This window comes from Phyllobacterium myrsinacearum (assembly GCF_002980555.1).
Lineage (GTDB): Bacteria > Pseudomonadota > Alphaproteobacteria > Rhizobiales > Rhizobiaceae > Phyllobacterium > Phyllobacterium myrsinacearum.
The window spans coordinates 177,823-201,271 of record NZ_PVBT01000002.1 but is presented as its reverse complement, the minus strand read 5'-3'; the positions used below and the strand labels follow the sequence as shown (position 1 = coordinate 201,271).

The following is a 23,449-nucleotide window of genomic DNA, read 5'->3' as shown; positions in this document are numbered from 1 at the left end:
CGATCCGATTTCAACGTTTCAGTTTCGCTGTTTAATGTTGGTGGAACAATTATGGTTTTTTGGCAACCAGACAGCAGATTATTCATGCCGTCATCCCGATAAATTCCGCTTCAGCCCGCAGGTGCTGCCAAATTATCCGCCGCAAAACGAGCGCTGACAATTCACAACGGCTTGAAGCTGCCGATTCTCAAGGCAGTGCCAGCAAGGCCTCCAGCTCCGGAGATGTCGGAAAAGCCGATTGGGTCCCCCGTCTGGATACGGTTATGGCGGCGGCCCGCACCGCATGCTCGATTGCCAGCCTGTCCAGACGGCAGTTGCGCCGGGCCGATGATGCAAGAGCCACGGACATGAACGTATCTCCTGCCCCGGTCGTGTCAACCACGATGGCGGGATGGGCCGGAACGGCGATGGTCTCCCGCTGGTTCGCAAGAATTGCGCCTTCGCGCCCCAGTGTCAGCACGACATCCCGGAGACCGCGTTCCAGAAGATGGCTCGCTGCAGCATTCCCCGTGGCTCCGGTCAAAGCCGCGGCTTCACCCTGGTTGAGAAATACGATGTCCACCAGTGCCCAGAGATCCGCGAAATAGGGGCGCAAAGGCGACGGGTTGAATGCAGTCACCATCTGAAGTCCCCTGGCCTGCCTGAGGATTTCACGCGTCGCCTGATGCGACAGGTTTCCCTGCAGGATCGCCAGATCGCCGGGTTGAGCGGCGGAGAGTTTCGCGGCAACGGCAGATGAGCTGAGGTTCTGTGCGGACTCGGTTGTGGTGACAATCGCATTTTCGCCGTCGGGCAACCGGAAGATGATGGAGGTATCACTCGACTTTCCATCCAGTTCGACCAGCTCCGTCGTGAGCGGCTCATCCTGCAAGCGCTGGCGGATCACGGCCGCGCGCGCATCATTTCCGACCGGCGCGACCAATGTCGTTGGCAGCCCGCACCGGGCCATGACGACAGCTTGGTTCGTTCCCTTGCCGCCCAGATCATGCGCTCCAACTTCGCCGAGGATAGAGGCCCCGGACGCCGGCAGTGAATCCACGATTATTGTTTCATCGATGGTGACATTGCCGATTACATAGGCGCGCATTGGCAGACCTTTTGAAGGTTAGAGATATGGCGCGTCATGAAAATCGATTTCGAGCTGCATGGCATGGCCGAATATACTGCTGAGCCGGACACGTCCCTGCTCGGAAAGACCTGGCCCCGCCAGATCAAGCTGATGCTTCAGCCACAATGCCTGTTCGGCAAACCCCTGGCTTACATGCAGATCAACCCACTCCTTGAGAAGCGGATCACTGATGCGATGCATCGAAGCCTCCTTTGACCAGGTCCAGTACATCCATTCCGCCGCAAACATCGCGGCAATGATGTCGAGAAACCCGCCCTCGGCAGCAATGCAGAGCATCCCCGACCGGAAGGCCTCAACCGCTGGAATCGTAACGTCGAATGCGGCGGGATCGATGGCCCGGCGCGCGAAGGTGCGCTCGAAATAGACAATCTGCTCATTGGCGAGCGCATCCAGCACCGCGATGAGCCAGCGCTTCTGCTCCATGGTTTGCGCCGTCGCCGCTGCATAGGCAAAGATCGAAATCGCCGTGTCGACAAAAGCGCCTTCATAGACGAGGTAGCGATCGAAGGCGTCCTTGCTCAGCGCGTCGTGCTTTATGTCCCTGACGAAACGGTGGTCCAGCATCGTCTGCAGGACCGCCGCATTTTCCCGCAGGATACGGTCGGAGAGGCTTTCGCTTTCCATGCCCTCAGCGCTCCAGCGCCGGTTCTGCGGCGGCACGGAACGCCTTGACCCGCTCAACGTCCACCGGGTTCCACCAGACACCGCCCTGCTTCAGCGAGGATGCCACGATGACGCCGTTGGTCCGCTTGAGTATTTCGACGATGTTGTCGCTGTTGACACCCGATCCGACCAGAAGCGGCAGATGCGTTGCCGAGCCGATTTCCTCGATCTCTTCAATTGTTGCGACGTTGCCCGTGCGCTGCCCCGTGGCGATGACACCATCGGCATCAAAGAACGCAAGATCACGCGTCAATTCTTCGATCGTCCGGTCTGCAACGATGGCGTGGCTGCCGTGCTTGACGTGGCTGTCGGCAAAGACCTTGATGTGCTCGGCGCGCAGCATCGACCGGTAGCGCATCGCCTCAGCCGCCCTGCCCTCCATGAAGCCTTCATTCGCCACATAGGCATTGGCCCACTGATTGACCCGAATGAACTTGGCACCGCCGGCCATGGCAATGGCAAAAGCCGGAATGGGCGCATTGGCAAGCACATTGATCCCGAGCGGGATGCCGATGGCCCGGGCAATGCGATCCGTGACAACGGACATGAATCCGGTTGTTTCGGGTCCGATATCATCGGGCTTGCAAAAGGGAATATCGCCATGGTTTTCAATGACCAGTCCGTGCAATCCTCCTTCCACGCAGGCCTCGGCGTCCCGCATGCAGGCATCATAGATCGCATCCATGTCAGCCCCCTTGTAGCGGGGGGCCCCGGGGAATGCCGGACAATGGATCATTCCAATGAGCACCTTGTTGGTGCCGAATATCTCCTGCACCGCGTTGGAGCTACGATCCGATATTTCCTGCATGTCGTTCCCTTTCATAGGTTTTGAGATAGCGGCTTGCGCGCTTCGAAAAAAATCAGCGCGTCAGCCAGGCCAGAATATTTTTCCAGAGTTTGCCGTAGCCTTCCCATTCGCAGAAGGCCGGGGACAACCAATGCGGCCCGATATCGGAGGTCCAGACGGCCGTGTTGCCCTTGCCATAGCGCCCGAGAACCAGCAGCGGATGGCCGCCCTGATCGTCCGGCAGCGTCGCAACCACTTCGACATCCGCTCCGTCACGAATTTCAACCTCATTGACCCCGAGAAGCACCGGCCATTCGCCGCCAAGACCGGCCATGACGGGATGGTCCGGCATGAGGATCTTCGCCGTCGTGCCTTCAGGAATTTCAACGCGGTCATCATAGGGAAGGCAGGTCACTGGCAATACGTCTTCCACGGGCGTCCGCCGCCAGCGCGCCTTGCCGTCGATGCCCTGGAACGAGAAGTACCCGCCGACCATCAGCAGCGCCCCGCCCTTTTCCACCCAGGCCTTGATCAGCTTCAACCGGTTGGGGACCGTGCGCGAATGCAGCCACACCTCTGGCGGCAGCAGCAGGGAGTTTGCGCCGATATCCGACAGGATGATGACGTCATAGACATCCAGCCCTGCCATCTCATAGGGGAATTTATCGACCGCTTCATGCGCCGTCATATAGGTCAGCTCGAATGCACTGCCCGCGAGAGCCTTGACCAGCGGCTCTGCGCCCAGGTGAAACGTTACACTGCCGAACTGATCGAAACCTTTGTAGTGCGTGGCCGAACTGACCCAGCTTTCACCGACGAGAAGGACTTTCTTTGTCATGGGATCACCAAACTTTCATAAATGTCAAAATAGGGGTTAGCGTCAGGCACCAGCCTGAAAAACAGCGCGCGGATTGACCCGCATCATCTGGTCGAGGGCCGTTTCGTCGAGGCCATGCCGCTTGAGGCGCGGCAGGAAATGGCGCAGCACATAGGCATAGCCATTACCGCCATAGCGGGTCAGCATCATCTTCAGAAACACGTCGTGCGACAGGAGAACCCGGTCGAGATAACCAGCCTCGGCCAGGCGTACGATGGCGCGGGCGGCTTCTTCATCGCTTGGGCATTGCACCTGCTGATCCGCATAGAAGAAGTCCATGCCGATCATGTCATATTCAATGAACGCACCGCGGGCGGCGAGTTCACTCTGATAGCTGAAATCGTCATGGGATGGGTTCATGTGGCAAAGAACCGTATGCCTTATATCGGCCCCCTCCTGCGCCACGACGTCGAGCACGCGGTGACCGAGCCGGAACCAGCCAGGCAAATGCACCATGAGGGGAAGACCCGTCCGCACCTGCGCCTGAGCTGCACCGCGCAACGACTTCTCCTCTTCTGCAGTGAAATCCGACGAAACGCCGATTTCGCCGATGAGCCCGATTTTGACGTCGGTGCCATCGACACCCTCCACCGCCTCCCGCACGATCTCGTTGGCGATATCGCCAACGGTCATATCAGCGACTTCGGCCGGATGAGAGGAGCCAAGATAATAGCCGGCCCCCATCACCACATTGAGACCCGCGGCTTTGGCAATACGCCGGAGAGCCAGCGGATTGCGGCCTATGCCCCGGCATGTCGGCTCCACCACGGTCTGACCGCCGGCATTGGCAAAGGCGCGCAGTTCTGAAATCGCCAGCGGTTCGTCATCAAGCGTGATGTTGTGCTTGTTGACGAAAGGGTCCTGCTTGAGTTCGCCCAATATTTCCATGCAGACGAAGCCACCGGCGAGGTACTGCCGTTCCGGCGTCTTCGGCGCATGCCACCAGCAGCGGCAATCGTTGAGGATGTGCTCATGCATCAACGTGATGCCGAGCGCTTCCGCTGCGATGGGGCCATTGACCGTCATCACCTTGCCGGAACGGATATGAGCTTCTGACAGATCGTGGCTCACGGCGCTCACCTCTTCCTGCCGCTGCCAAAGCGGAAGTTTGCCGTGAATATCCGTGTGTTCAGCCAGATGGCGATCAGGATGATCGCACCGGTGACGATCTGCGTGAAGAATGGCGAGATGTGCATCAGGATCAGCCCGTTGCCGATCACCGCGATGGTCAGCGTGCCGAGAACCGTTCCAAGGATGGTGCCGCGCCCGCCCATCAGCGATGTGCCGCCGAGAACGACAGCCGCGATCACCTGCAGTTCGAAACCGACAGCCGCATTGGACGATCCGGACCCCAGTCGTGCCGCGATCAGCAAACCGGCCACGGCGCAGGCCACGCCGGAAATGAGATAGACCGAAGCGATGATCCACTTGGCAGGCATGCCGACCCGGCGGGCGGCTTCCGCGTTGGAACCGACCGCCACAACCTGACGGCCATATTTGGTCGATGTTATCGCCACGTAGCCCAGAACGGCAACGACGGCGGCGATGATGGCCGGAACGGGGACACCCCCAATCACGCCGCGACCCAGCGCAAAGAAGCCCGGCGCATCCTGAATGGGGATCGAATAGCCCTGCGTCAGGTAGAGCGCAAATCCCCGCAGGATGGAAAGACCGGCAAGTGTAACGATGAAGGCTGGAATGCCCTGATAGGCGATGAACCAGCCCTGAACGAAACCAAGGCCGCCGCCGAGCACAATCATTGCAACCACGACCAATGGCCAGGGATATCCCATCGCCATGACGACAGCCGCAACCGCATTGATAAGGGCGACTTGCGAGCCCACCGACAAATCGATGCCGCCGGTGATGATGACGAAGGTCATGGTGATCGCAACAATCAGCAGCGGAGCCGCCTGCCGCACGATATTGAGAATATTGCCAAGGGTCAGGAACGTATCGCTGCCGATCGAGAAAAACACCATGCAGGCGATGAAAAACACGGCGATCGACAGAACCTGCGCGTGCTCGCCGAAAAAGTCAGCAAGGCGCGATCCGTGACCGCGTTCGGTATAGACGGTCATTGCTTCGCTCCTTCGCCAACGATCAGTTTGACAAGGTCCTCAAGATTGGTGCCCCCGATCTGGCGTTCTGCAACCTTCGTGCCCTCATACATCACGGCAATCCGGTCGCAGACGCGAAAAAGATCCTGGAGGCGGTGCGTGATGAGGATGACCGAGACGCCATTGGCCTTGACGCGATTGATCAGGGAGAGAACCGCTTCAACTTCGGCCACGGCGAGCGCCGATGTCGGCTCGTCCATGATCAGGACGTTCGGCTTGAACGACGCTGCACGGGCAATCGCGATGGCCTGCCGCTGGCCGCCGGAGAGATGGGCAACCTTGCTGGTCAATTTGGGAATACGGATTTCCAGCGCGTCCAGCATTTTGCGCGCTTCGGCCAGCATGGCCTTGCTGTCAAGGAACATGCCCTTGCTCAGCTCGCGGCCAAGAAAGAGATTGCCGACCACATCGATCTCGTCGCAAAGGCTCAGATCCTGGAAGACCATTTCGATATGCCGGCTGCGCGCGTCGCCAGGGCCGGTGAGATGAATGTCCTCACCCTCGATGGACATGGTGCCGCCGTCCGGAATGTAGGTGCCGGAAATGATCTTTGTCAGCGTCGACTTGCCCGCGGCATTGTCACCGACAAGGCCGAGGCATTCGCCGGGATAAATATCGAGATCAACTCCACGCAATGCCTGGTGCGAGCCGAATGATTTGCGTATGCCGCGCAGGGAAATACGCGGGGTGGAATGTGCGTTGCCGATGTGTCCGGAGGGAATACCCCCTCCGGAACCGGTGGCAGCAGATCTTTGCTGACCGACCTCGATCATTTGAACACGGCCCTGTATGGATCAACATTCGCCTTGGTGACGATGGTGACGGGAACGGCGATGTTTTTCTCGACGGTCTGGCCAGCCGCAACCTTCTGCAAGGCATTCACGGCGGCGGCGCCCATTGCTGACGGGTCCTGCTGGATAACCGCAGCGACAAATCCGGCATCGATGCCGGCAATGGCTTCCGCAGTCAGATCCCAGCCGAATACTTTGATGGTGCCCTGCTTGCCCTGGCTTTGCACGGCGGCGATGGCGCCCATCAGGGCAGGCTCGCCGGTTGCATAGATCGCTGTCAGGTCCGGATTGCCGGTAATCAGGTTCTCGGCTGCCGCAAGCGCATTGTCCTGCACATTCTGGCCGTCGACGACACCGGCAATCACAACGCCGTCAGCACCCTTGATCGTCTTTTCAAAGCCTTCCTGCCGGACATTCTGAATATAGGAGTTCAGCGCGCCGACAACACCGATCTTGGCCTTGCCGCCCATATTGGCTTTGACGTAATCAAGGAAGAACTTGCCCATATCGGCACCCGCCTTGGCGTTATCGACGCCGATCTGGGCTTTCTGCGGACCTTCGGGAAGGATCGCGTCGATGGCGACAACCGGAATACCCGCGTCGGCGGCCTGCTTGACGGCGGGCATCAGGCCGTTGACGTCAATGGCGACGACCGCAAGACCCGATACCTTTTCCTGAATATAGGTCTCAACGGCACTGTTCTGCGCCGTTGGTTCATTGTTGGAATTGAAAATAACCAGCTTGACGCCGGCGGCGTCGGCGGCCTTCTGCGCGCCCTGGTTCATCTGGTTGAAGAAAAGCGCCTGCTGGTTGATCTGCACCAGCGCGATCGTCTTCTTCTCCTGTGCGATTGCTGTCGATGCGCTGGCGCAGCTCAATGCCGTGAAGCCAGCCAATGCAATCAATGTTCTCCTGCTCAAATTCAAAGTCATGTTCTCATCCTCTGTTGGTTTTCTTACCGTTCCATCTTGTTATTTCGCCGGCGGGGCAACGGAGTTCCGCACGACGATTTCGACCGGCAGCAGCTCTTCCGAAGCGGAAGGCTTCCACTCCTGCCAGTTTGTTTCCAGAAGCAGTTCGAGCGCCCGCCGTCCGAGCTGGCGGACCGGCTGACGAATGACGGTCAGCGGCGGCGCAAAGAGATGCAGCGGCCCGACATCGTCGAAACCGATGATCGAGACATCGCCGGGAACCGACACATTGCGATCTTTGAAAACCTCAATCAGGCCGATGGCAATTTCGTCGGAGCTGGCAAAAATGGCGGTTGCCGCGTGCTGTTCTTCCAGATAGCGGATGGCGGCCTGCCGTCCATAATCGATGGTGTATTCACCGGCGTACCGGTCAACCTTCGCCATATCGCCATGCTGTCCGCGCAGCGCGCGCATCAGGCCATCGAAACGGCGGCGCGCACTGATCATGCGCTCGTCGCCGCCGATGAACAGAACATGGCTGTGCCCCTGTTGCGCAAGGTGCAGACCGGCGAGATAACCGCCGTGATCATTGTCGCAGAACAGTTTTGGCGCTTTCGAACCCGGAACGTCTTCATCGACGATGATGACCTTGCCCGAGCGGTTGATAAGGCCCGCAAGCGCACCGTCATCCGGGTGGTTGGTGATGAAGATGAGCCCGTCAACATGATTGCGCTCGATCAGTTGCAGATACTCGATTTCACGCCCCGCCCGGTTGAGTGTCGCATGCAGCGAGACCGCCAGCTTGCGCTCGTCCGCTGCCTGCTCGACGGCAGCAACCAGGGTTGAAAAGAATGGATTGGCAATTTCGGGAACGACCAGACCGATAGTGTCCGAGCGGCCCATGCTCAAACGCCGCGCATGCGGGTTGGGAATGTAGTTCAGCGATTTGATCGCATCCTCGATGCGCTTCTTGGTGTGGTAGGGCAGATCAAGACTGCCATTGACCAGCCGGGAAACGGTGGTCACGGAAACACCGGCAGCAGCAGCGACGTCTTTCAGACTGGGCGTTGTCTTCTTGATCACAAGCGCTTTCCCCATTTGTAAAGCGGTTTAGTAAATCGCTTTACAAGACAACTGCACTTCACGGTTCTTGTCAACCGGGATTCAGAACCGGCCGCAAGAACCTGTGGGATTCCCGGTCACAGCCGATCCAAAAATCGAAAAATATGGAATTTTAACAAGATGTTGGCCGATGCGAAAAATTATCGCTCAATCGTCCCAATTGCACGCGGCCACATAGATTGCGGCGAGTTTTTCCATGCCGAACTGATCGATGCTGTCAAACCGGCCGGGTATCGGACTGTCCAGATCAAGAACACCCAGGATGCGTCCATCATGGAAAAGCGGCACGACAAGCTCCGAACGGGATGCGGCATCGCAGGCGATATGTCCGGGAAAGGCGTGGACATCCTCGACGAGAATCGAGGTTCCCTGCACAACCGCTGTTCCGCAGACACCATTGCCGACAGCGATACGCACACAGGCTGGCTTGCCCTGAAAGGGACCGACAACAAGTTCGTCATCGGAATAGAGAAAATAGAATCCGGCCCAATTGAGATCGGGCACCATCTGGAAGATCAGGGCCGAGGTATTTGCAGCATTGGCAATGGCATCGTTTTCACCAGCGAGAAGGCCGCTCAACTGATCGCAGAGTTCGCGATAGAACTCGGTCTTGTCAGTGTGATCCATCGTCTTTGCCGCAAACATCGGATGCCTATCCTTTTCGTGCCAACCATCGTGGCTGCAATCCGCCGCCTCGCATGGGAGAACGGCTATCCGGACAGAGATACAGCGCGAATCTCACCTCTGCAACAGCACCGCTTCCGAGGCGGCGGTGAAGGCCTGCGCCTCCATGGCAAGCCACGCACAGAAGAGCGACGATTTGCGGTGACGGCGCGCCCGGCGCAACGCGACATAATCCTGCCCGCTGCCGATGAAGCGATGCGGCGCGACGAGACGGCCGGCTCTTATATCGTCCGCAACGAACGGCCAGGGCGCAATGCAGACACCAAGGCCGCCCATCGCCGCTTCCAGCATGAAATAGAAATGCTCATATTCCCTGCCCGGTGCATGGCCTATGGCTATACCTGACCGCGCGCACCAGTCCGGCCACGCATGCAGACGCGTTTTCGAATGCAGCAGCGCAATGCCGGCAAAACTTGCTGACGCCATGGGTGCGAGCGATGATGCCAGAACCGGGCCGATCTGCTCACTGAAAAGCGGAATGACATCTGCCGCTTCCGGCCACGGACCCGATCCAACACGGATTGCAACATCAAACCCGTCACGGGAGAAATCAACCGCTTTGCTTGAGGAGGTCAGACGAACGTCGATATCAGGATGCGCCGCCTGAAACCGGTACAGGCGCGGGATGAGCCACCGCATCGTGAATGTGCCGGGACAAGAGACGTCAAGCGGCCCGTCTTCTGTATCCGCCACCAACCGCACGGCAAGGTCGATCTGGTCGAAAGCCGGGACAAGTCCCGACAGCAGCCGCGTTCCGGCGTCGGTGAGACGAAGAGCATTTTTCGGCCCCTCGAACAGCGGAACGCCCAACACATCCTCCAGATGCTGAACCTGACGGCTGATCGCACTGTGCGTCACATTGAGTTCGTCGGCGGCCAGGGTCATGCGCCCATGCCGACCGGCGGCCTCGAACGCACGCAGCGCCGTCAGGGAGGGAATTTTACGAGCCATGTGCGTTTTCCGAACAATACTTGTTCAATCATATCGCTTTTCAGCAAGGCTTCAACAGTGTTTTCTCCACACAAACCTGCAGATTCTCTGAATATGGATACGCGACCTCGGGACTAACCGCCGCCGGGCCCGTCGGGCGCCATGTGACTAAATCTGCAACTGCAATCCCCTGATCGAGGAGACATGATCGTGCTGAACAGACATAAAGACGGCAGTGCCGGCGATGCCAATTACGGCGTGATCGGCGCAGGCTACACACAATACCGCCAGCCGGACCCGCACATTGCGGAATTCATTCGCGCGGCCCTTGGAGATGCACGGACTGTTCTCAATGTCGGTGCCGGTGCAGGATCGTATGAACCCGTCGACCGGGAAGTGACGGCCCTTGAACCCTCCGCATCCATGCGCGCGCAACGGCCACCTCATCTGCCCATTGCCGTCGACGGCGTCGCCGAAAACCTGCCCTTTCCAGATCAAAGCTTCGATGCGAGCATGGCAACCTTCACGGTGCACCAGTGGCCCGACCTTGCCGCTGGTCTGGCGGAAATGCGCCGGGTGACGCGTGGCGTCATCCTGATCCTGTCCTGTGATCCCGATGAACTGCACCGGTCATGGCTTGCCGAATACGCGCCGGAAATGATTGCGGTCGAAGCGCGGCGCTATCCCTCGATGCGGTCGATCCGGGACGGGCTTGGCGGCAGGGCCGAGATCATCCCTGTCCCTATACCGCTCAACTGTATCGACGGCTTTGGCGAAGCCTATTACGGGCGCCCCGAACGCCTGCTGGAAAAAGGTGCGCGGCTGGCCAATTCAGCCTGGAGCTTTGTCGACCCGTCCGTCGCCGAGCGGTTTGTCGACAGACTGGGTGACGATCTTGACACGGGCGTCTGGAACGCCATGTACGGAAGCCTGCGCAAGCAACCCTTCTTTGAAGGGTCCCTGCGGCTCATCATCAGCCGCAGGTAAACCGGCAGGTCTCAGAAATTGATCGACGCGTAGAAGATGGCAAAGACGCCATCGAGGACGATGACGATGAAGATCGACTTGACCACCGACGCTGTCACGCGCAGACCCAGCGACTCCGCGCTTCCGCCAACCTTCATTCCTTCAACCGCGGCAATGGTACCGATGATCATGGCCATGAAAGGGGCCTTGATCAGGCCGGCGAGGAAATACTGGACCGTGATGGCATCGCGCAGATTGGCGACATAGATGCCGGGCGATACGTCCGAATAGAGCCAGAGGGCGACGGCGCCGCCCGCAAGCCCGGCGAAATCCGCGATAATTGTCAGAAGCGGCAACGAAATGCTCAGCGCAACCAGGCGGGGGAACACCAGAACGCTGATCGGGTTGAGACCGATGACGTGCAGGGCGTCGACTTCCTCGCGCATTTTCATCGACCCGAGTTCCGCGGTGATGGCGCTTCCCGAACGGCCCGCGATCATGATCGCCGTCAACAGGACGCCGGTCTCGCGCAGGACCAGCACGCCGACGAGATTCACCGCGTAAGTTTCCGCGCCATAGGTGCTCAGCATGTAGGCACCCTGCTGCGCGACAATGGCACCCATGATGAACGAAATCAGCACCACGACCGGGATTGCCCCGACACCCAGCCGGTCGATCTGGTGGAAGAATGCCGGATACCGGATCGGGCTTCCCTTGCCGCCCCGCATCTGGGACCCGGTGACAACCGCACCCAGCACATGCATGGATTTGATAAAATCATCGCCGAAATTGACCACTGTCCGGCCAATTGTGTCGAGAATCTGAATTCCAAGATTCGGCTTGTGCAGCGGCGGGTTTGCATCAGCCTGAGCAGATGCGGTTTTCCCGACAGCATCAAAAAGCGTTTCCCAATGCTGTTTGAGTCCCCGTATCTCGACCTGCTTGCCGGCGGTTTCCAGCGCAACGCGCATGCGGTCGACGAGCCAGGCACCCGCCGTATCCAAGGCGTCGACACCGGACAGATCGATGACGGCGGTGGAGAAATCCTTCCGGTGCTCGATCTTGCGCATTTGCGCGTTCACACGCCCGACATAGCGTGTAACCCAGGAGCCGGCCAGGACAACCATGGCCTGACCATCTTCAGTGTTGAAGCTGACATTGAGCGGCTGGCCTGACGTGCCGTGTTCGTGTGTCGCATCAACCATGGCCGCAATACTTTCGCTTTGTGAAGTCGCTGCTTTATCCCCCGGCTGGTCGATTCTGGCAAGCAAAACCCAAAACATAGATCCTGCCGGTCATCACGTTTCCGCCACCAGCGGCGTCAAAAAGCCGGCCGTTATCGCTGATAACAACCGGCTCTTGTTGGTCAACTTGGCGGGTCGGTGAAAGGCAGCCCTGCCTTAACTCCCGCTGCGCGCATGGAGCTGCGGAATGAACAGGTCGGTCCAGCTTGCAGGCTTGACCTTGATCGTACCGGCCAAATGCATGAACTCGGCGAACTGCATGACACCATTCGGCGTCGTCGAGAATTGCGAATCCTTGTCGTTCAGCATCTCGAGGACCTCGTCGACGGACACTTTCACCTTCGAACTCTTGGCGAAAATCTCCGCGGCGGCTTGCTTGTTGCCAGCAATGAAAGCATTAGCCTCATCCAGCGCTGCCAGGAACGCTTCTGTGGTCTTTGGATTGGCATCGACGAACTTCTTCGGCGCAAAGGTCACATCAAGCGTGATATTGCCGATGACATCAACGGAATTGACCACCCGGTGAATCTTCCGGTCTTTCAACTCAAGATAGGAAAACGGCGGCGAGGTGAAGTGGGCCGTAATCTCGGTCTGGCCGCTTGTTACCGCAGCCAGGGCTTCCGGATGCGGCAGGCTGACCGTCAGCGGGTCGAGCTTGGCATAGTTCTCGCGTCCGAATTCATGCGCCGCCATCATCTGCAGGACAACCGCCGAGAGCGAAGTCTTGATTCCCGGCAGGGCAATTTTGTCCTTGGGTGTCAGATCTTTCAGCGTCTTGACCTCGGGATTGTTCGAATTCAGCCACAGCGACGTCGCGCTGAGACCGCTGATGCCGACAACTTCGACATTCGGAATGCCCTTGGCCTTGGCCCAGAGGGTGACAAAGCCCGGCGCGCCCGTTCCGGCAAAATCGAGCGAACCGGCCATCATCGCATCGTTGATGACATTGCCGCCATCCAGCATCAGCCATGTCACCTTGACGTCGCCAAGACCGGCTTTTGCCGCCTGCTTTTCCATCAGCTTCTGGTTTTCCATGACGATCAGCGGCAGATAGAGAATGCCGTATCCCTTGGAAATCCGCACTTCGCTGACTTCGGCGCGGGCAGCACCCGTTGCGCCTGCCAATCCAAGGCCAATGCCGAGCACGGCGGCACAGAGCTGCTTCATCATTTTCATCGTAGTCCTCCCTTGATACATACCGGTTCCCGGCGGTTTAAACTCAAGCCTGCATTCCCCAGCGGCGAATGGTTTTCTTTTCAATCGTGGCAAAGATCAGGTTCTCGACGGCAAGGCCGATCAAGATAACCGTGAACAGGCCTGCAAAGACATTGGCGGTTTCCAGCTGGTTGCGGTTCTCGAAGATGAACCAGCCAAGACCGCCGGAACCGGACGATACGCCGAACACCAGTTCGGCGGCGATCAGCGTGCGCCATGCAAAGGCCCAGCCGACTTTCAAACCCGTCAGAATGGATGGAAAGGCAGCCGGTATCAGGATATGGCGGACGAGCTTGAGACCGCGCAGGCCGTAATTCAGGCCGACCATCCGCATCGTGTTGGAAACGGACCGGAAACCGGCATGGGTGTTCAAGGCGATGGCCCACAGCACAGAGTGCACCAGCACGAAGATCACGCTCCCCTGCCCCAGACCGAACCAGATCAGTGCCAGCGGCAGCAATGCAATGGCCGGGAGCGGATTGAACATGGAGGTCAGTGTTTCCAGCAGATCGGCACCAATGCGCGATCCAATGGCGAGGGTGGTCAAGAGCGCAGCCAGCACGATGCCGATGCCATAGCCGATGAGCAGCGTTTTGATGGATGCGAGTGCTCTGGCCGGAATGGTGCCGTCAGCAATATTGGCAGCGAAAGCCGTCACCGTCTCGGAAAAACTCGGGAACAGCAGCGGGTTGCCAAGCCAGCGCCCGTAAATCTCCCAGGCCGCAGCGAGAACGAACAGGATAAAAGCTTTTCGCACCGCACCGATGCGATAGATGCGTTCGAAAGCGGAGAGCGTCTTCTCGACCTGCAGGAAATCCTTCTTGCCGTCGCCGCGCACAATCTCCGGACGTGTGTAGAGAACTTCAGTCATCGAATCTTCCAATCTCAACTGGCGAACAACATGTCGTTGATGCGGGTTTCGAGTGCCGCCTGCGTACCGGTGCCAAGCTCGCTGGGCGGTATGCTGTTCAGCTCGGCTTTCACCTGACCCGGGTGGGGCGAAAGCAGCAGAATGCGGGTGCCGATGCGGATGGCCTCCTCGATGGAGTGCGTCACGAACAGGACGGTGAAATGTGTGTCGTCCCAGAGTTGCAGCAATTCATCCTGCATCTTGCGGCGCGTCAGTGCGTCGAGCGCTGCGAACGGCTCATCCATGAGAAGCACATCCGGTTCCATGGCCATGCCGCGCGCGATAGCCACACGCTGCTTCATGCCGCCAGACAGCATATGGGGATAGCTGTCGATGAATTTCGTCAGACCGACCTTGTCGATATAGCTTCGGGCGCGTTCGCGTGCCTCTGCCGGCTTTGCCCGTCCGCTGGCAGTAAGGGCGAAGACGACATTCTCACCGACCGTTTTCCACGGCAGAAGCTGGTCGAATTCCTGAAAGACCATCATCCGGTCCGGTCCGGGTTCGGTGACTTCCTTGCCCTTGAGCGTGATCTGGCCTTCGGTCGGCGTGAGATAACCGCCGATGGCCTTGAGCAAGGTCGACTTGCCGCAGCCCGATGGCCCGAGCAGTACAAAGCGGTCGGATTGAAAAACCTGAAAATCGACGCGATGCGTGGCGGTCACCAGCGCATCTTCCGTCTTGTATTGCAATGTGACGCCCTCGACGCTCAATAATGCGCCGCGAGCATCAAAGGACTGATGCAAAGTCATACTTCCTCCCAATGCGTCGTCTCTTTTGCACAACGCCGTAACGTTGACAAAACTCCCACCTCGACTGTACTTGCGGTAACTGACACATACCTGACTCACGTTTCGGGGGCACGATTTGCGCATTCTTGTCGTGGAAGACATGCCCGATATCGCCAAGGCGATTGCCCAGCGCTTTGAAAAGATCGGCCATGCCGTTGATTGCGAAACCGATGGCCGTACGGCCAGCGAAGTGCTGCAGGTGCAGGATTATGATCTCATCATCCTCGACATGATGCTGCCCGGTGCCGATGGTTTCGAGATACTCAAAGGACTGCGCGGCCGCAAGGACAAGACGCCCGTCCTGGTCCTGACCGCGCGCTCGGCGGTCGATGACCGCGTCGATGTCCTTGATCTTGGTGCTGACGATTATCTGACCAAGCCGTTCGATTTTCGCGAGCTGGAAGCACGCGCCCGTGCGCTGCTGCGCCGGAGCGCCGGGATGTCCGACAATGCCCTGCGCTTCGGCGACCTCGTCATTGATCGCGCCGGGCGCACGGCCAGCGTTGCCGGTACCGCTCTTGATCTGACTCGGCGTGAACTGATCGTTCTCGAGATTTTGGCAGCACGGCCCAAACGCTTCGTCTCCAAGGAAGAACTGGTAGAGCAGCTTTTCAACTTCGACCAGGAGCCGAGCGCCAATGCCGTCGAGCAATATGTGACACGGTTGCGGCGCAAGCTCGCGGACACTTCGATCGAAATTCGCACCTCGCGCGGGCTGGGCTATCAACTTGCAAGCAAATGATATCCGCTACTCCCTGCACATCCGGATTATCGTCTTCATTGCGCTCATTCTGGGTGTCGGCGCCATCGTCCTTGCGCTTGCTGCCTGGCAATATGCCGGCATTGCCGCGCGCGATGCCTATGACAAGCTTTTGATCGGCGGGACAATACAGGTTGCGGAAAACGTCTACATACAGGGCGGGGTTGTAACCCTCGACCCGCCAGCGGCCGCGTTTGCGACACTGTCGGCTTATGATCTCGTTTTTTACCGGGTAACCGATCCCCGCGGTGTCGTTGTCGCCGGCTATGGCGATCTTGCACCGAAAATTTCGACGGAAAGCATTCGCAAAGGCGTGGTCCTTGCCGACGACACCTATCAGGGGCAGCCGGTCCGCGTTGCGGCAATCGGCAAGCAGATTGATACCGGCTCCGGCAACGGCTGGGTGGAAATCGTCGTGGCACAAACCTTACGGGCGCGGGAATCCCTCGCCTGGGATCTTGCCGGCAAGGCTGTCGGCATGATCGCCATCATGAGCCTCCTCGCCCTGATCGCCGGCGCCATTTCCGTCCGTATTGCCTTGAAGCCGCTGACGCGCATCGAACGGGAAATCGCAGCGCGCAAACCCGACGACCTGCGCGCCATACAGGTTACGCCGCCCTATGAAATCCGCGCATTGGTCAGCGTTCTTGATGACTTCATGCGCCGGCTTGCCGATCGCATAGCGCTGATGCAGCGCTTTATCGCCGACGCCGCCCATCAGATGCGTACCCCTCTGGCCGAACTCAATGCACAGGTGGAAATCCTCTCAAACGACGCCGGCCCGGGACTGCAGGAACAGATTCAGAAATTGGGCACAAAAGTGAACGCGCTCGGCAATCTCACCGGTCAGCTTTTAGACCATGCCATGGTCATTCATCGCGCCGGCACCGTTGGCTTTACGCCGATCGACCTGAACGCACTGGCGAAAACCACGCTGGCTCAAGCCGTCCCGCTGTCACTGGAACGGGAAGTGACAATCGCATTTTTGCCCTCCCCGGCAGAGCCTCATATCCAGGGCGATATGATCAGCATCCGCGAGGCACTGACCAATCTCATCCAGAATGCTCTGACCCACGGCGCATCGACGCGCCTTTCTGTCGAGCTGGGCCGCAATGAGAACAAGGCATGGATCAGCGTGCTTGATGACGGCCCCGGCATTTCAAGCGCGGAACAGGCGCGGCTGCTTGAACCCTTCGAGGTCGGCTCGGGTTCGGCATCGGGTTCGGGTTTGGGCCTCGCCATTGCGGCGGAGGTTGCCAAGGCGCATGGCGGAGAGCTTACTTTTCCCGTTGTCGAGAACGGTTTCTGCGTGCGGCTGGTGTTGCCGTTGTGACGGTTGACTGTCTTTGGCATGTCGCCGGCTGACAATATTTCTCGCTCATTGTGCCATTGATCTGCTAATGCCGGTTCACATGATCTCTCGTTCGGGGAACAGCATGTCACGATTTTCGCCGTTTGTTGCAATGTTCATTGCCGTCGCGATATTCGCTCTCGACACGCTGACGACCTTTGATATGGCCATCGCCGTGCTCTACGTCACGGTCGTCCTGCTCGCTCTTTCCTTCGCCACCAAGAAGAACCTGCTTGTCATTGGCGCCGGTTGCATGGGGCTGACGCTGCTGAGCTTTGCCGTTTCCCATGGCGAGGATCCCACGTCTGATGCCACGGCACGCTGTTTTGTCAGCCTGTCCGCCATCGGAATTACGACGTTCCTCGCCTACCAGGTCAAAACGGGAATCGCGATCCTGCGCGAAAGCGAGCAGCGGTACCGCACAATCTTTCTGGCAACCGGCGTTGCCATACTTGAAATGGATTTCACCCTGGTGAAGGCAGCCGTCCATCAGCTGAAAAGCCAAGGCTTTGCCGACATCCGCGCCGTCGCAGCGAAGGATCCCAGCTTCGCCAGCAAGGCGATCGCAATGATGAAGCTGACAAAGGTGAACAATACAGCTCTGACAACATTCAGCGCAAAGGACTTCAATACGCTCAAAGCTGCCTTGCCGACGCTGATCGGCGAGGACATGGAGGGCGCCATCTGGGCTCTGCTCGAAGCCATATGGGACGGGCGTCCAGTCTACGAATCCGAAACCATGATGAACGATGTGAATGGTGACCGTATCGCCATTCTTTACAATGTGGCCATGCCTGCCGATCGTCCTCTGCTCGATACCGTCCTGGTCAGTATCGTGGATGTTACGGCCCGGCGCCAAGCGGAGAACGAACTGCATGCAGCCCACACCGAACTCGCCCACGTGACACGCATAGCAACGCTTGGCGAATTGACCGTCTCCATAGCCCATGAAGTCAATCAGCCGCTTGCCGCCATTGTCACCAATGGCGGAGCAGGTTTGCGATGGCTCAAACGCAGCGCGCCAGACCTCGGCGAGGTGGAGACTGCGATGCAGCGTATGATCGCCGATGCTGGCCGGGCCAGCGAAGTCATCAAGCGCCTGCGGACGCTCTCGAGCAAGACGACACCCCAGGCCGCCCCCGTCAATCTCAGTGAGATTGCTGCGGAAAGCATCGCCCTTGTCCAGCGCGAAATCACGAGCCACAAGATCAGTCTTCGCACCGAACTGGCGCGAAAATTGCCCCTCGTTATCGGCGACCGGATACAACTGCAGCAGGTAATCATCAACCTGATCCTCAATGCCATACAGGCAATGGCCGATCCTGCCGTTGCAACACGGACACTGCTGATCGCAACCACAAGAGCAGGCGACGCCGTCCAATTGAACGTGAGAGATAGCGGCACCGGATTCGCCGCGACGAAAGCCGCGCATTTATTCGATGCATTTTATACAACCAAGGCTGATGGCATGGGCATGGGGCTCTCCATTTGCCGGTCGATTGTCACGGCGCACGGAGGCCGGATCAGCGCGCATTCGGAGCCTGGCAACGGGGCCAGTTTCGAGTTCACGATTCCATTGCAAGAGGAACCAGTGTCATGACCGGGACCCCATCTCCGTTGGTGTTTGTCGTCGATGACGACGTCTCCCTGCGTGAAGCGCTTGGCAGCCTGTTCCGTTCCGTCGGCATGCAGGTTGAGCTGTTCGGTTCGCCGGCCGAATTTCTAGCGCGCGGCCCGGCAACTTGTGAAAGCTGTCTGGTGCTCGACATACGTTTGCCCGGTGTCAGCGGGTTGGATTTCCAGACCCAGCTGGCAAAACGCGGCAACACCATACCCATTGTCTTCATGACCGGCCACGGCGACGTTCCTATGTCCGTACGTGCCATGAAAGCCGGAGCGCTGGATTTCCTCATGAAGCCGTTTCGCGATCAGGACATGCTTGATGCGGTGTCGAATGCCTTGGCGCTGGACCGGGAGCGCCGTGCGGCCGAAAGCGAACTGTCCACTTTGCGGGCGCGCTACGACAGCCTGACAGCGCGGGAGCGTGAGGTTATCGCCCTGGTCACCACCGGGCTGATGAACAAGCAGATTGCCGGACAACTCGGGGTCAGCGAAATCACCGTCAAAATCCACCGGGGGCACCTGATGGAAAAAATGGGAGTGAGGACATTGGCTGAACTGGTCAAAATCTACCAAATGCTTCGTCCCGAACGCGGCATCTAACGGGTGAAGCGGATCGGGCGCTGCATTGCCTGAAACGCGTTTGTTAGGCACTGTTTCCAGATGAGTCACAGGGAATGAAGCGATGACACACACGGACACTGAACACAGGGGCCTTTGGGAAACCGAACGGGCGCTGCTGCATCATTTACGCACGCTCCGCCGGCGGGACAGAAGCCTCAAGCCCGAGGAAATAGGCGACAGGCTGACCAGCGGCCAGAGAATTGCCGATCAGGTGGCTGCGACGATGGGGTCATGGTCATTCATCATCATCCAGACCACGATCCTGTTCTTCTGGATCATATTGAACGTGACGGCCTATATCCAGCATTGGGACCCCTATCCGTTCATTCTCCTTAATCTCGCCCTCTCCTTCCAGGCGGCCTATGCGGCGCCCTTCATCATGATGAGTCAGAACCGGCAGCAGGATATTGACCGCAAGGAAGCCGAGCACGATTACCGCATCAACATCAAAGCTGAACTGGAAATCGAATTGCTGCATGAGAAGATGGAACTGCTTCACCAGAAGATCGATCTTCTCAGGGACAAGGAAGTCCTGGCTTTAACCGAGTCGATCCAGAGGCTTTGCGACCAGGGACAAACACCAACGGCTCAACCGTGAATTGCAGGGATGATAAAATCTGCCGCTGCGGGGCAAACAGGTAAGGAAGCGAATGATGGTGACCCGTCGAACGGTAATGGCTGCAATCGGTATCGCCGCATATCCGGTAAAACTCTTTGCCAGCACCGCCGACACGATAATTCCGCTCTGGCCCGCAACGCCGCCCGGTGGGGGCGGACCGGCAGGGCCGGTCAATGAAAACGCGCGCGGGGCGATCAGCAATATCGGCGTTCCATCGATGGAGGTTTTCCAGCCGGAAAAACCCAATGGCGCGGCCGTTCTCGTCGCGGCGGGCGGCGGCTACAAGCGCATCGAAATGAAGAAAGAGGCCCTTTCGGCTGCCCGCTGGCTGACCGGCCGGGGCTTCACCGTCTTCACCCTGACATACAGGCTCCCCGGAGAAGGATGGCATGCCGGACCGCTTGCGCCCTTGCAGGATGCGCAACGCGCATTGCGTTTGATCCGCCAGAACGCTGGCCGCTTCCAGATCGATCCGGAACGCCTTGGCGTCCTTGGATTTTCTGCGGGCGGGCATCTGCTTGGAATGGCTTCCGTCCGCTCGGCTTTTCCGTCCTACGAGCGGATCGATGCGGCGGACAGCCTGTCTGCCCGGCCGTCGTTTTCAGCACTGATCTATCCCATCATTACGCTGGAGCCGCCCTATGACCATACCTCGACACGGCGCATCCTGATTGGCACGCATCCAAGCCCGGAACGTAGTGCGGAATGGTCGGTTCAAACCCATGTTCGCGACGGCTGCCCTGCCATGTTTCTGGTTCAGGCGCAGGATGATCCCATTTCCGACCCGGCGAATACCCGCATCATGGCAGACGCCTGCAAACGGGCAGGCATACCTGTGGAACTGCATCAACTGGCCAGCGGCGGTCACGGTTTTGGCATGGGCGAGAAGGATACGCCGACCGGCCTGTGGCCGGATTATTTTTCCGCCTGGCTGGCACCCTTCACGTCAGCGGCACCAGCGCGCCGCTGACGATCGATACCCCGCCTATGGATCAGGCGGCACGGGTGATCCGGATGGGAATCGATTTGAAAGACGGCGTTCCCGACTGCCGGTCGTAGTGGGACAGTGCGACCAGCGTGTTGAGTTCCGGATAATAGCCAGCGGCCGAACCGCGCGGAATATTGTAGGCTACCGCAGTCAAGCGCTTGACCCGGCGCGGCCGGTCATCGGGATCGGCATGATCGCGCGCTGCTTCAACATCGAGCGTATCACCGTCGGCCAAGCCTCTTTCGGCCAGGTCCTTCGCATTCAAAAAGATCACATCCCGCCGCCCGAATACACCGCGATACCGGTCATCCAAACCATAGATCGTTGTGTTGTACTGATCGTGGCTGCGAATTGTCGTCAGCGTCAGCACATTCGCTTCCAGAACGCGCGGGTCCTCGCTCAAGCCTTTCGCCACCAGGAAACAGGCTTTCTGGTTCGGTGTTTTCCATTCGCGATGCGCGGCAGGCACGCTCAGGCGAAACCCGCCAGGCTCCCGGATGCGCGCATTGAAGTCCTTGAAATCAGGAAAAACAACTTCAATCTTGTCGCGTATCCGGCCGTAATCCGCGATCATGGCGTCCCACTCGATACCGTAACGATCACCCAAAGTCGCCTTTGCCATTCCCGCTATGATAGCGGGTTCCGACCGCAGATCGCCGCTGGGAGGATTGAGGAAGCCGCGCGAGGCATGCACCATCGACATGGAATCTTCAACCGTAACGGATTGCCGGCCTGTGGCCTGCACATCCGCATCCGTGCGCCCAAGCACGGGCAGCACAATGGTGGTCTTGGCCGTCAAAAGATGCGAACGGTTGACCTTGGTCGTCAGATGCACGGCAAGATCAAGTTTGCGCATACCTGCAAATGTTGCATCGGGATCGGACATGGCGACAGCCAGATTACCGCCAAGACAAACCAGCGCTTTGGACCTGCCGTCGATGATTGCCTCTATCGCTTCGATGGCGTTGTGCCCCTTGGCGGCGGATGGCCGGAAGCCGAACGCCCGCTCCATACCGTCGATGAGGGCAGCATTGGGAATTTCGGTAATGCCGACCGTGCGGTCACCCTGCACATTGGAATGACCGCGCAAAGGGCATATGCCTGCGCCTTCCCGGCCGATATTGCCGCGCAGCATCAGGAAGTTGGCTATCTGCTGAACGTTCGCTGTGCCATTCCTGTGCTGGGTGACGCCCATGCCGTAGCAAAGGATGACATTTTTGGATTTTGCATAGACATCGCCCGCACTTTCGATTGCACTGCGGGTAAGGCCCGACATGAGCTCTATATCTTCCCAGCGCGTTGCATCGATATCCTCTCTCAGGGCCTCGATGCCGGATGTGTGTCCGGCAATGAAATCGCGGTCGAGGACTCCCTTTCCACCGCGCTCCAGATCACGCCGGTCGAGCTCGAAAACCCTTTTCATCATGCCCTTGAGCACCGCGACGTCGCCGCCAATACGAACCTGATGATAGGCGGACGCGATATCCGTCGAACCGAGCGTGGCCATCTCCACCGGGCTTTGCGGCGAGGCAAAGCGTTCGAGCGCCCGCTCCTTCAGCGGGTTGAAAACGATAATCGGGGCACCACGCCGCGCCACATCGCGCAAAGTCGCCATCATGCGCGGATGGTTGGTGCCGGGATTGTGGCCAAAGCTGAAAATGGCATCGGCATGATCGAAATCTTCCAGGGTGACGGTTCCCTTGCCGACGCCGATTGAATGCGGCAGTCCGACGCTTGTCGCCTCGTGGCACATGTTCGAACAATCTGGAAAATTGTTGGTCCCATAGGCCCTGACGAACAGCTGAAACAGGAATGCGGCCTCGTTCGAGGCTCTGCCGGAGGTATAGAATTCGGCCATACCGGGATCGGGCAGAGCATTCAATTGCGCACCGATCAGCGCGAAAGCCCTGTCCCACTCGATGGGAACATAGGTATCGGCCGCAGCGTCATAGATCAGCGGATGGGTCAAGCGGCCCTCATCTTCCAGATCGTGATCGGACCAGTTCCACAATTCCGAAACCGTATGCTCAGCGAAGAAGGATGGCCCGATACGCTTGGCTGTCGATTCCCAGGTGACGGCCTTGGCCCCGTTCTCGCAGAATTCGAAAGAAGAGGTGTGCTTCGGGTCCGGCCAGGCACAACCGGGACAATCAAAACCATCGGGCTGGTTGGCCTTCAGCAGCGTTGCCGCCCCCTGGGCGACAATCTGCTGACGGGCAAGGCTCTCTGCCACCGCCTTCAATGCCCCCCAGCCGCCTGCCGGTGCGTTGTAGCGTTCAATACCCTCCGGTCGCTTTCTGGACATGTCATACTCCTCGGAATCTGGTCAATGATGGGCAGATAGGCA

23 protein-coding genes are annotated in these 23,449 nt (G+C 58.7%); 7 read left to right on the top strand and 16 right to left on the bottom strand.

Going from position 1 to position 23,449, the window contains the following annotated elements; genetic code table 11:
• Positions 1-187: 187 nt before the first annotated feature.
• From C5750_RS07895 to C5750_RS07845, 11 genes are all read right to left on the bottom strand, one after another.
• Positions 188-1,087, bottom strand: coding sequence for a ribokinase (locus C5750_RS07895; protein ID WP_105733328.1), 900 nt, complete (start codon positions 1,085-1,087; stop codon positions 188-190).
• Between the two features lie 18 nt (positions 1,088-1,105).
• Positions 1,106-1,753 carry a TenA family protein gene (locus C5750_RS07890; protein ID WP_105733327.1) on the bottom strand — a complete coding sequence of 216 codons (648 nt, stop codon included), beginning with the start codon at positions 1,751-1,753 and terminating at the stop codon, positions 1,106-1,108.
• A 4-nt stretch (positions 1,754-1,757) separates the two neighbouring features.
• Positions 1,758-2,600 carry a BtpA/SgcQ family protein gene (locus tag C5750_RS07885; RefSeq protein WP_105733847.1) on the bottom strand — a complete coding sequence of 281 codons (843 nt, stop codon included), beginning with the start codon at positions 2,598-2,600 and terminating at the stop codon, positions 1,758-1,760.
• Positions 2,601-2,652: 52 nt separating this feature from the next.
• Positions 2,653-3,417: a glutamine amidotransferase gene (locus tag C5750_RS07880; RefSeq protein ID WP_105733326.1), complete on the bottom strand. Its 765-nt coding sequence runs from the start codon at positions 3,415-3,417 to the stop codon at positions 2,653-2,655.
• Between the two features lie 42 nt (positions 3,418-3,459).
• On the bottom strand, positions 3,460-4,482 hold the full coding sequence (locus C5750_RS07875; RefSeq protein ID WP_162800185.1) for a phosphotriesterase family protein: 1,023 nt from the start codon (positions 4,480-4,482) through the stop codon (positions 3,460-3,462).
• 50 nt (positions 4,483-4,532) lie between these two features.
• A complete protein-coding gene (locus C5750_RS07870) occupies positions 4,533-5,537 on the bottom strand; it encodes an ABC transporter permease (RefSeq protein WP_105733325.1) in 1,005 nt (334 codons plus the stop codon).
• Positions 5,534-6,349: an ATP-binding cassette domain-containing protein gene (locus C5750_RS07865; protein WP_105733324.1), complete on the bottom strand. Its 816-nt coding sequence runs from the start codon at positions 6,347-6,349 to the stop codon at positions 5,534-5,536. Before C5750_RS07865 ends, C5750_RS07870 begins: the two co-directional genes overlap by 4 nt.
• On the bottom strand, positions 6,346-7,299 hold the full coding sequence (locus C5750_RS07860) for an ABC transporter substrate-binding protein (protein WP_105733323.1): 954 nt from the start codon (positions 7,297-7,299) through the stop codon (positions 6,346-6,348). Before C5750_RS07860 ends, C5750_RS07865 begins: the two co-directional genes overlap by 4 nt.
• 39 nt (positions 7,300-7,338) lie before the next feature.
• Positions 7,339-8,361 (bottom strand): LacI family DNA-binding transcriptional regulator, encoded by a 1,023-nt coding sequence (locus C5750_RS07855; protein ID WP_105733322.1) that lies wholly within the window; start codon positions 8,359-8,361, stop codon positions 7,339-7,341.
• Between the two features lie 186 nt (positions 8,362-8,547).
• Positions 8,548-9,045, bottom strand: coding sequence for a GAF domain-containing protein (locus tag C5750_RS07850; RefSeq protein WP_105733321.1), 498 nt, complete (start codon positions 9,043-9,045; stop codon positions 8,548-8,550).
• 93 nt (positions 9,046-9,138) lie between these two features.
• Positions 9,139-10,035 carry a LysR substrate-binding domain-containing protein gene (locus tag C5750_RS07845; protein ID WP_105733320.1) on the bottom strand — a complete coding sequence of 299 codons (897 nt, stop codon included), beginning with the start codon at positions 10,033-10,035 and terminating at the stop codon, positions 9,139-9,141.
• 189 nt (positions 10,036-10,224) lie between these two features.
• On the opposite strand from C5750_RS07845, the gene C5750_RS07840 reads away from it, so the two are divergent.
• Positions 10,225-11,001 carry a class I SAM-dependent methyltransferase gene (locus tag C5750_RS07840; RefSeq protein WP_245421035.1) on the top strand — a complete coding sequence of 259 codons (777 nt, stop codon included), beginning with the start codon at positions 10,225-10,227 and terminating at the stop codon, positions 10,999-11,001.
• A gap of 11 nt (positions 11,002-11,012) precedes the next feature.
• Here the strand turns inward: C5750_RS07840 and C5750_RS07835 are convergent, their stop codons facing one another.
• From C5750_RS07835 to C5750_RS07820, 4 genes are all read right to left on the bottom strand, one after another.
• The gene (locus C5750_RS07835) at positions 11,013-12,185 is read right to left on the bottom strand and encodes an ABC transporter permease (RefSeq protein WP_105733845.1); all 1,173 of its coding nucleotides are present in this window, start codon (positions 12,183-12,185) and stop codon (positions 11,013-11,015) included.
• Between the two features lie 195 nt (positions 12,186-12,380).
• Complete coding sequence (locus tag C5750_RS07830; RefSeq protein ID WP_425350442.1) at positions 12,381-13,391, bottom strand: ABC transporter substrate-binding protein; 1,011 nt, start codon at positions 13,389-13,391, stop codon at positions 12,381-12,383.
• A 52-nt stretch (positions 13,392-13,443) separates the two neighbouring features.
• Positions 13,444-14,310 carry an ABC transporter permease gene (locus C5750_RS07825; protein ID WP_105733317.1) on the bottom strand — a complete coding sequence of 289 codons (867 nt, stop codon included), beginning with the start codon at positions 14,308-14,310 and terminating at the stop codon, positions 13,444-13,446.
• A 14-nt stretch (positions 14,311-14,324) separates the two neighbouring features.
• Positions 14,325-15,101 (bottom strand): ABC transporter ATP-binding protein, encoded by a 777-nt coding sequence (locus C5750_RS07820; RefSeq protein WP_105733316.1) that lies wholly within the window; start codon positions 15,099-15,101, stop codon positions 14,325-14,327.
• 115 nt (positions 15,102-15,216) lie between these two features.
• On the opposite strand from C5750_RS07820, the gene C5750_RS07815 reads away from it, so the two are divergent.
• The 6 genes from C5750_RS07815 (at position 15,217) to C5750_RS07790 (ending at position 21,084) form a co-directional block, all read left to right on the top strand.
• Positions 15,217-15,882 carry a response regulator transcription factor gene (locus C5750_RS07815; RefSeq protein ID WP_105733315.1) on the top strand — a complete coding sequence of 222 codons (666 nt, stop codon included), beginning with the start codon at positions 15,217-15,219 and terminating at the stop codon, positions 15,880-15,882.
• Complete coding sequence (locus C5750_RS07810) at positions 15,869-17,233, top strand: sensor histidine kinase (protein ID WP_245421034.1); 1,365 nt, start codon at positions 15,869-15,871, stop codon at positions 17,231-17,233. Before C5750_RS07815 ends, C5750_RS07810 begins: the two co-directional genes overlap by 14 nt.
• A gap of 103 nt (positions 17,234-17,336) precedes the next feature.
• Positions 17,337-18,851, top strand: a complete 1,515-nt coding sequence (locus C5750_RS07805) for a sensor histidine kinase (protein WP_245421033.1) — start codon at positions 17,337-17,339, stop codon at positions 18,849-18,851.
• Positions 18,848-19,474, top strand: a complete 627-nt coding sequence (locus C5750_RS07800) for a response regulator transcription factor (RefSeq protein WP_105733312.1) — start codon at positions 18,848-18,850, stop codon at positions 19,472-19,474. Before C5750_RS07805 ends, C5750_RS07800 begins: the two co-directional genes overlap by 4 nt.
• 82 nt (positions 19,475-19,556) lie before the next feature.
• Positions 19,557-20,093, top strand: a complete 537-nt coding sequence (locus tag C5750_RS07795; RefSeq protein ID WP_105733311.1) for a DUF1003 domain-containing protein — start codon at positions 19,557-19,559, stop codon at positions 20,091-20,093.
• Between the two features lie 55 nt (positions 20,094-20,148).
• Positions 20,149-21,084, top strand: coding sequence for an alpha/beta hydrolase (locus tag C5750_RS07790; protein ID WP_105733310.1), 936 nt, complete (start codon positions 20,149-20,151; stop codon positions 21,082-21,084).
• Positions 21,085-21,106: 22 nt separating this feature from the next.
• Here C5750_RS07790 and C5750_RS07785 read toward each other — a convergent pair whose 3' ends face one another.
• Positions 21,107-23,407 (bottom strand): FdhF/YdeP family oxidoreductase, encoded by a 2,301-nt coding sequence (locus C5750_RS07785; RefSeq protein WP_105733309.1) that lies wholly within the window; start codon positions 23,405-23,407, stop codon positions 21,107-21,109.
• Between the last annotated feature and the right edge of the window lie 42 nt (positions 23,408-23,449).

Excerpts from the sequence above, each read along its gene's own strand:
- C5750_RS07895 (WP_105733328.1), bottom strand. The coding sequence starts at position 1,087 with ATGCGCGCCTATGTAATCGGCAATGTCACCATCGATGAAACAATAATC.
- C5750_RS07890 (WP_105733327.1), bottom strand. The coding sequence starts at position 1,753 with ATGGAAAGCGAAAGCCTCTCCGACCGTATCCTGCGGGAAAATGCGGCG.
- C5750_RS07885 (WP_105733847.1), bottom strand. The coding sequence starts at position 2,600 with ATGCAGGAAATATCGGATCGTAGCTCCAACGCGGTGCAGGAGATATTC.
- C5750_RS07880 (WP_105733326.1), bottom strand. The coding sequence starts at position 3,417 with ATGACAAAGAAAGTCCTTCTCGTCGGTGAAAGCTGGGTCAGTTCGGCC.
- C5750_RS07875 (WP_162800185.1), bottom strand. The coding sequence starts at position 4,482 with ATGACGGTCAATGGCCCCATCGCAGCGGAAGCGCTCGGCATCACGTTG.
- C5750_RS07870 (WP_105733325.1), bottom strand. The coding sequence starts at position 5,537 with ATGACCGTCTATACCGAACGCGGTCACGGATCGCGCCTTGCTGACTTT.
- C5750_RS07865 (WP_105733324.1), bottom strand. The coding sequence starts at position 6,349 with ATGATCGAGGTCGGTCAGCAAAGATCTGCTGCCACCGGTTCCGGAGGG.
- C5750_RS07860 (WP_105733323.1), bottom strand. The coding sequence starts at position 7,299 with ATGACTTTGAATTTGAGCAGGAGAACATTGATTGCATTGGCTGGCTTC.
- C5750_RS07850 (WP_105733321.1), bottom strand. The coding sequence starts at position 9,045 with ATGTTTGCGGCAAAGACGATGGATCACACTGACAAGACCGAGTTCTAT.
- C5750_RS07845 (WP_105733320.1), bottom strand. The coding sequence starts at position 10,035 with ATGGCTCGTAAAATTCCCTCCCTGACGGCGCTGCGTGCGTTCGAGGCC.
- C5750_RS07835 (WP_105733845.1), bottom strand. The coding sequence starts at position 12,185 with ATGGTTGATGCGACACACGAACACGGCACGTCAGGCCAGCCGCTCAAT.
- C5750_RS07830 (WP_425350442.1), bottom strand. The coding sequence starts at position 13,391 with ATGAAGCAGCTCTGTGCCGCCGTGCTCGGCATTGGCCTTGGATTGGCA.
- C5750_RS07825 (WP_105733317.1), bottom strand. The coding sequence starts at position 14,310 with ATGACTGAAGTTCTCTACACACGTCCGGAGATTGTGCGCGGCGACGGC.
- C5750_RS07820 (WP_105733316.1), bottom strand. The coding sequence starts at position 15,101 with ATGACTTTGCATCAGTCCTTTGATGCTCGCGGCGCATTATTGAGCGTC.
- C5750_RS07805 (WP_245421033.1), top strand. The coding sequence starts at position 17,337 with ATGTCACGATTTTCGCCGTTTGTTGCAATGTTCATTGCCGTCGCGATA.
- C5750_RS07800 (WP_105733312.1), top strand. The coding sequence starts at position 18,848 with ATGACCGGGACCCCATCTCCGTTGGTGTTTGTCGTCGATGACGACGTC.
- C5750_RS07795 (WP_105733311.1), top strand. The coding sequence starts at position 19,557 with ATGACACACACGGACACTGAACACAGGGGCCTTTGGGAAACCGAACGG.
- C5750_RS07790 (WP_105733310.1), top strand. The coding sequence starts at position 20,149 with ATGGTGACCCGTCGAACGGTAATGGCTGCAATCGGTATCGCCGCATAT.
- C5750_RS07785 (WP_105733309.1), bottom strand. The coding sequence starts at position 23,407 with ATGTCCAGAAAGCGACCGGAGGGTATTGAACGCTACAACGCACCGGCA.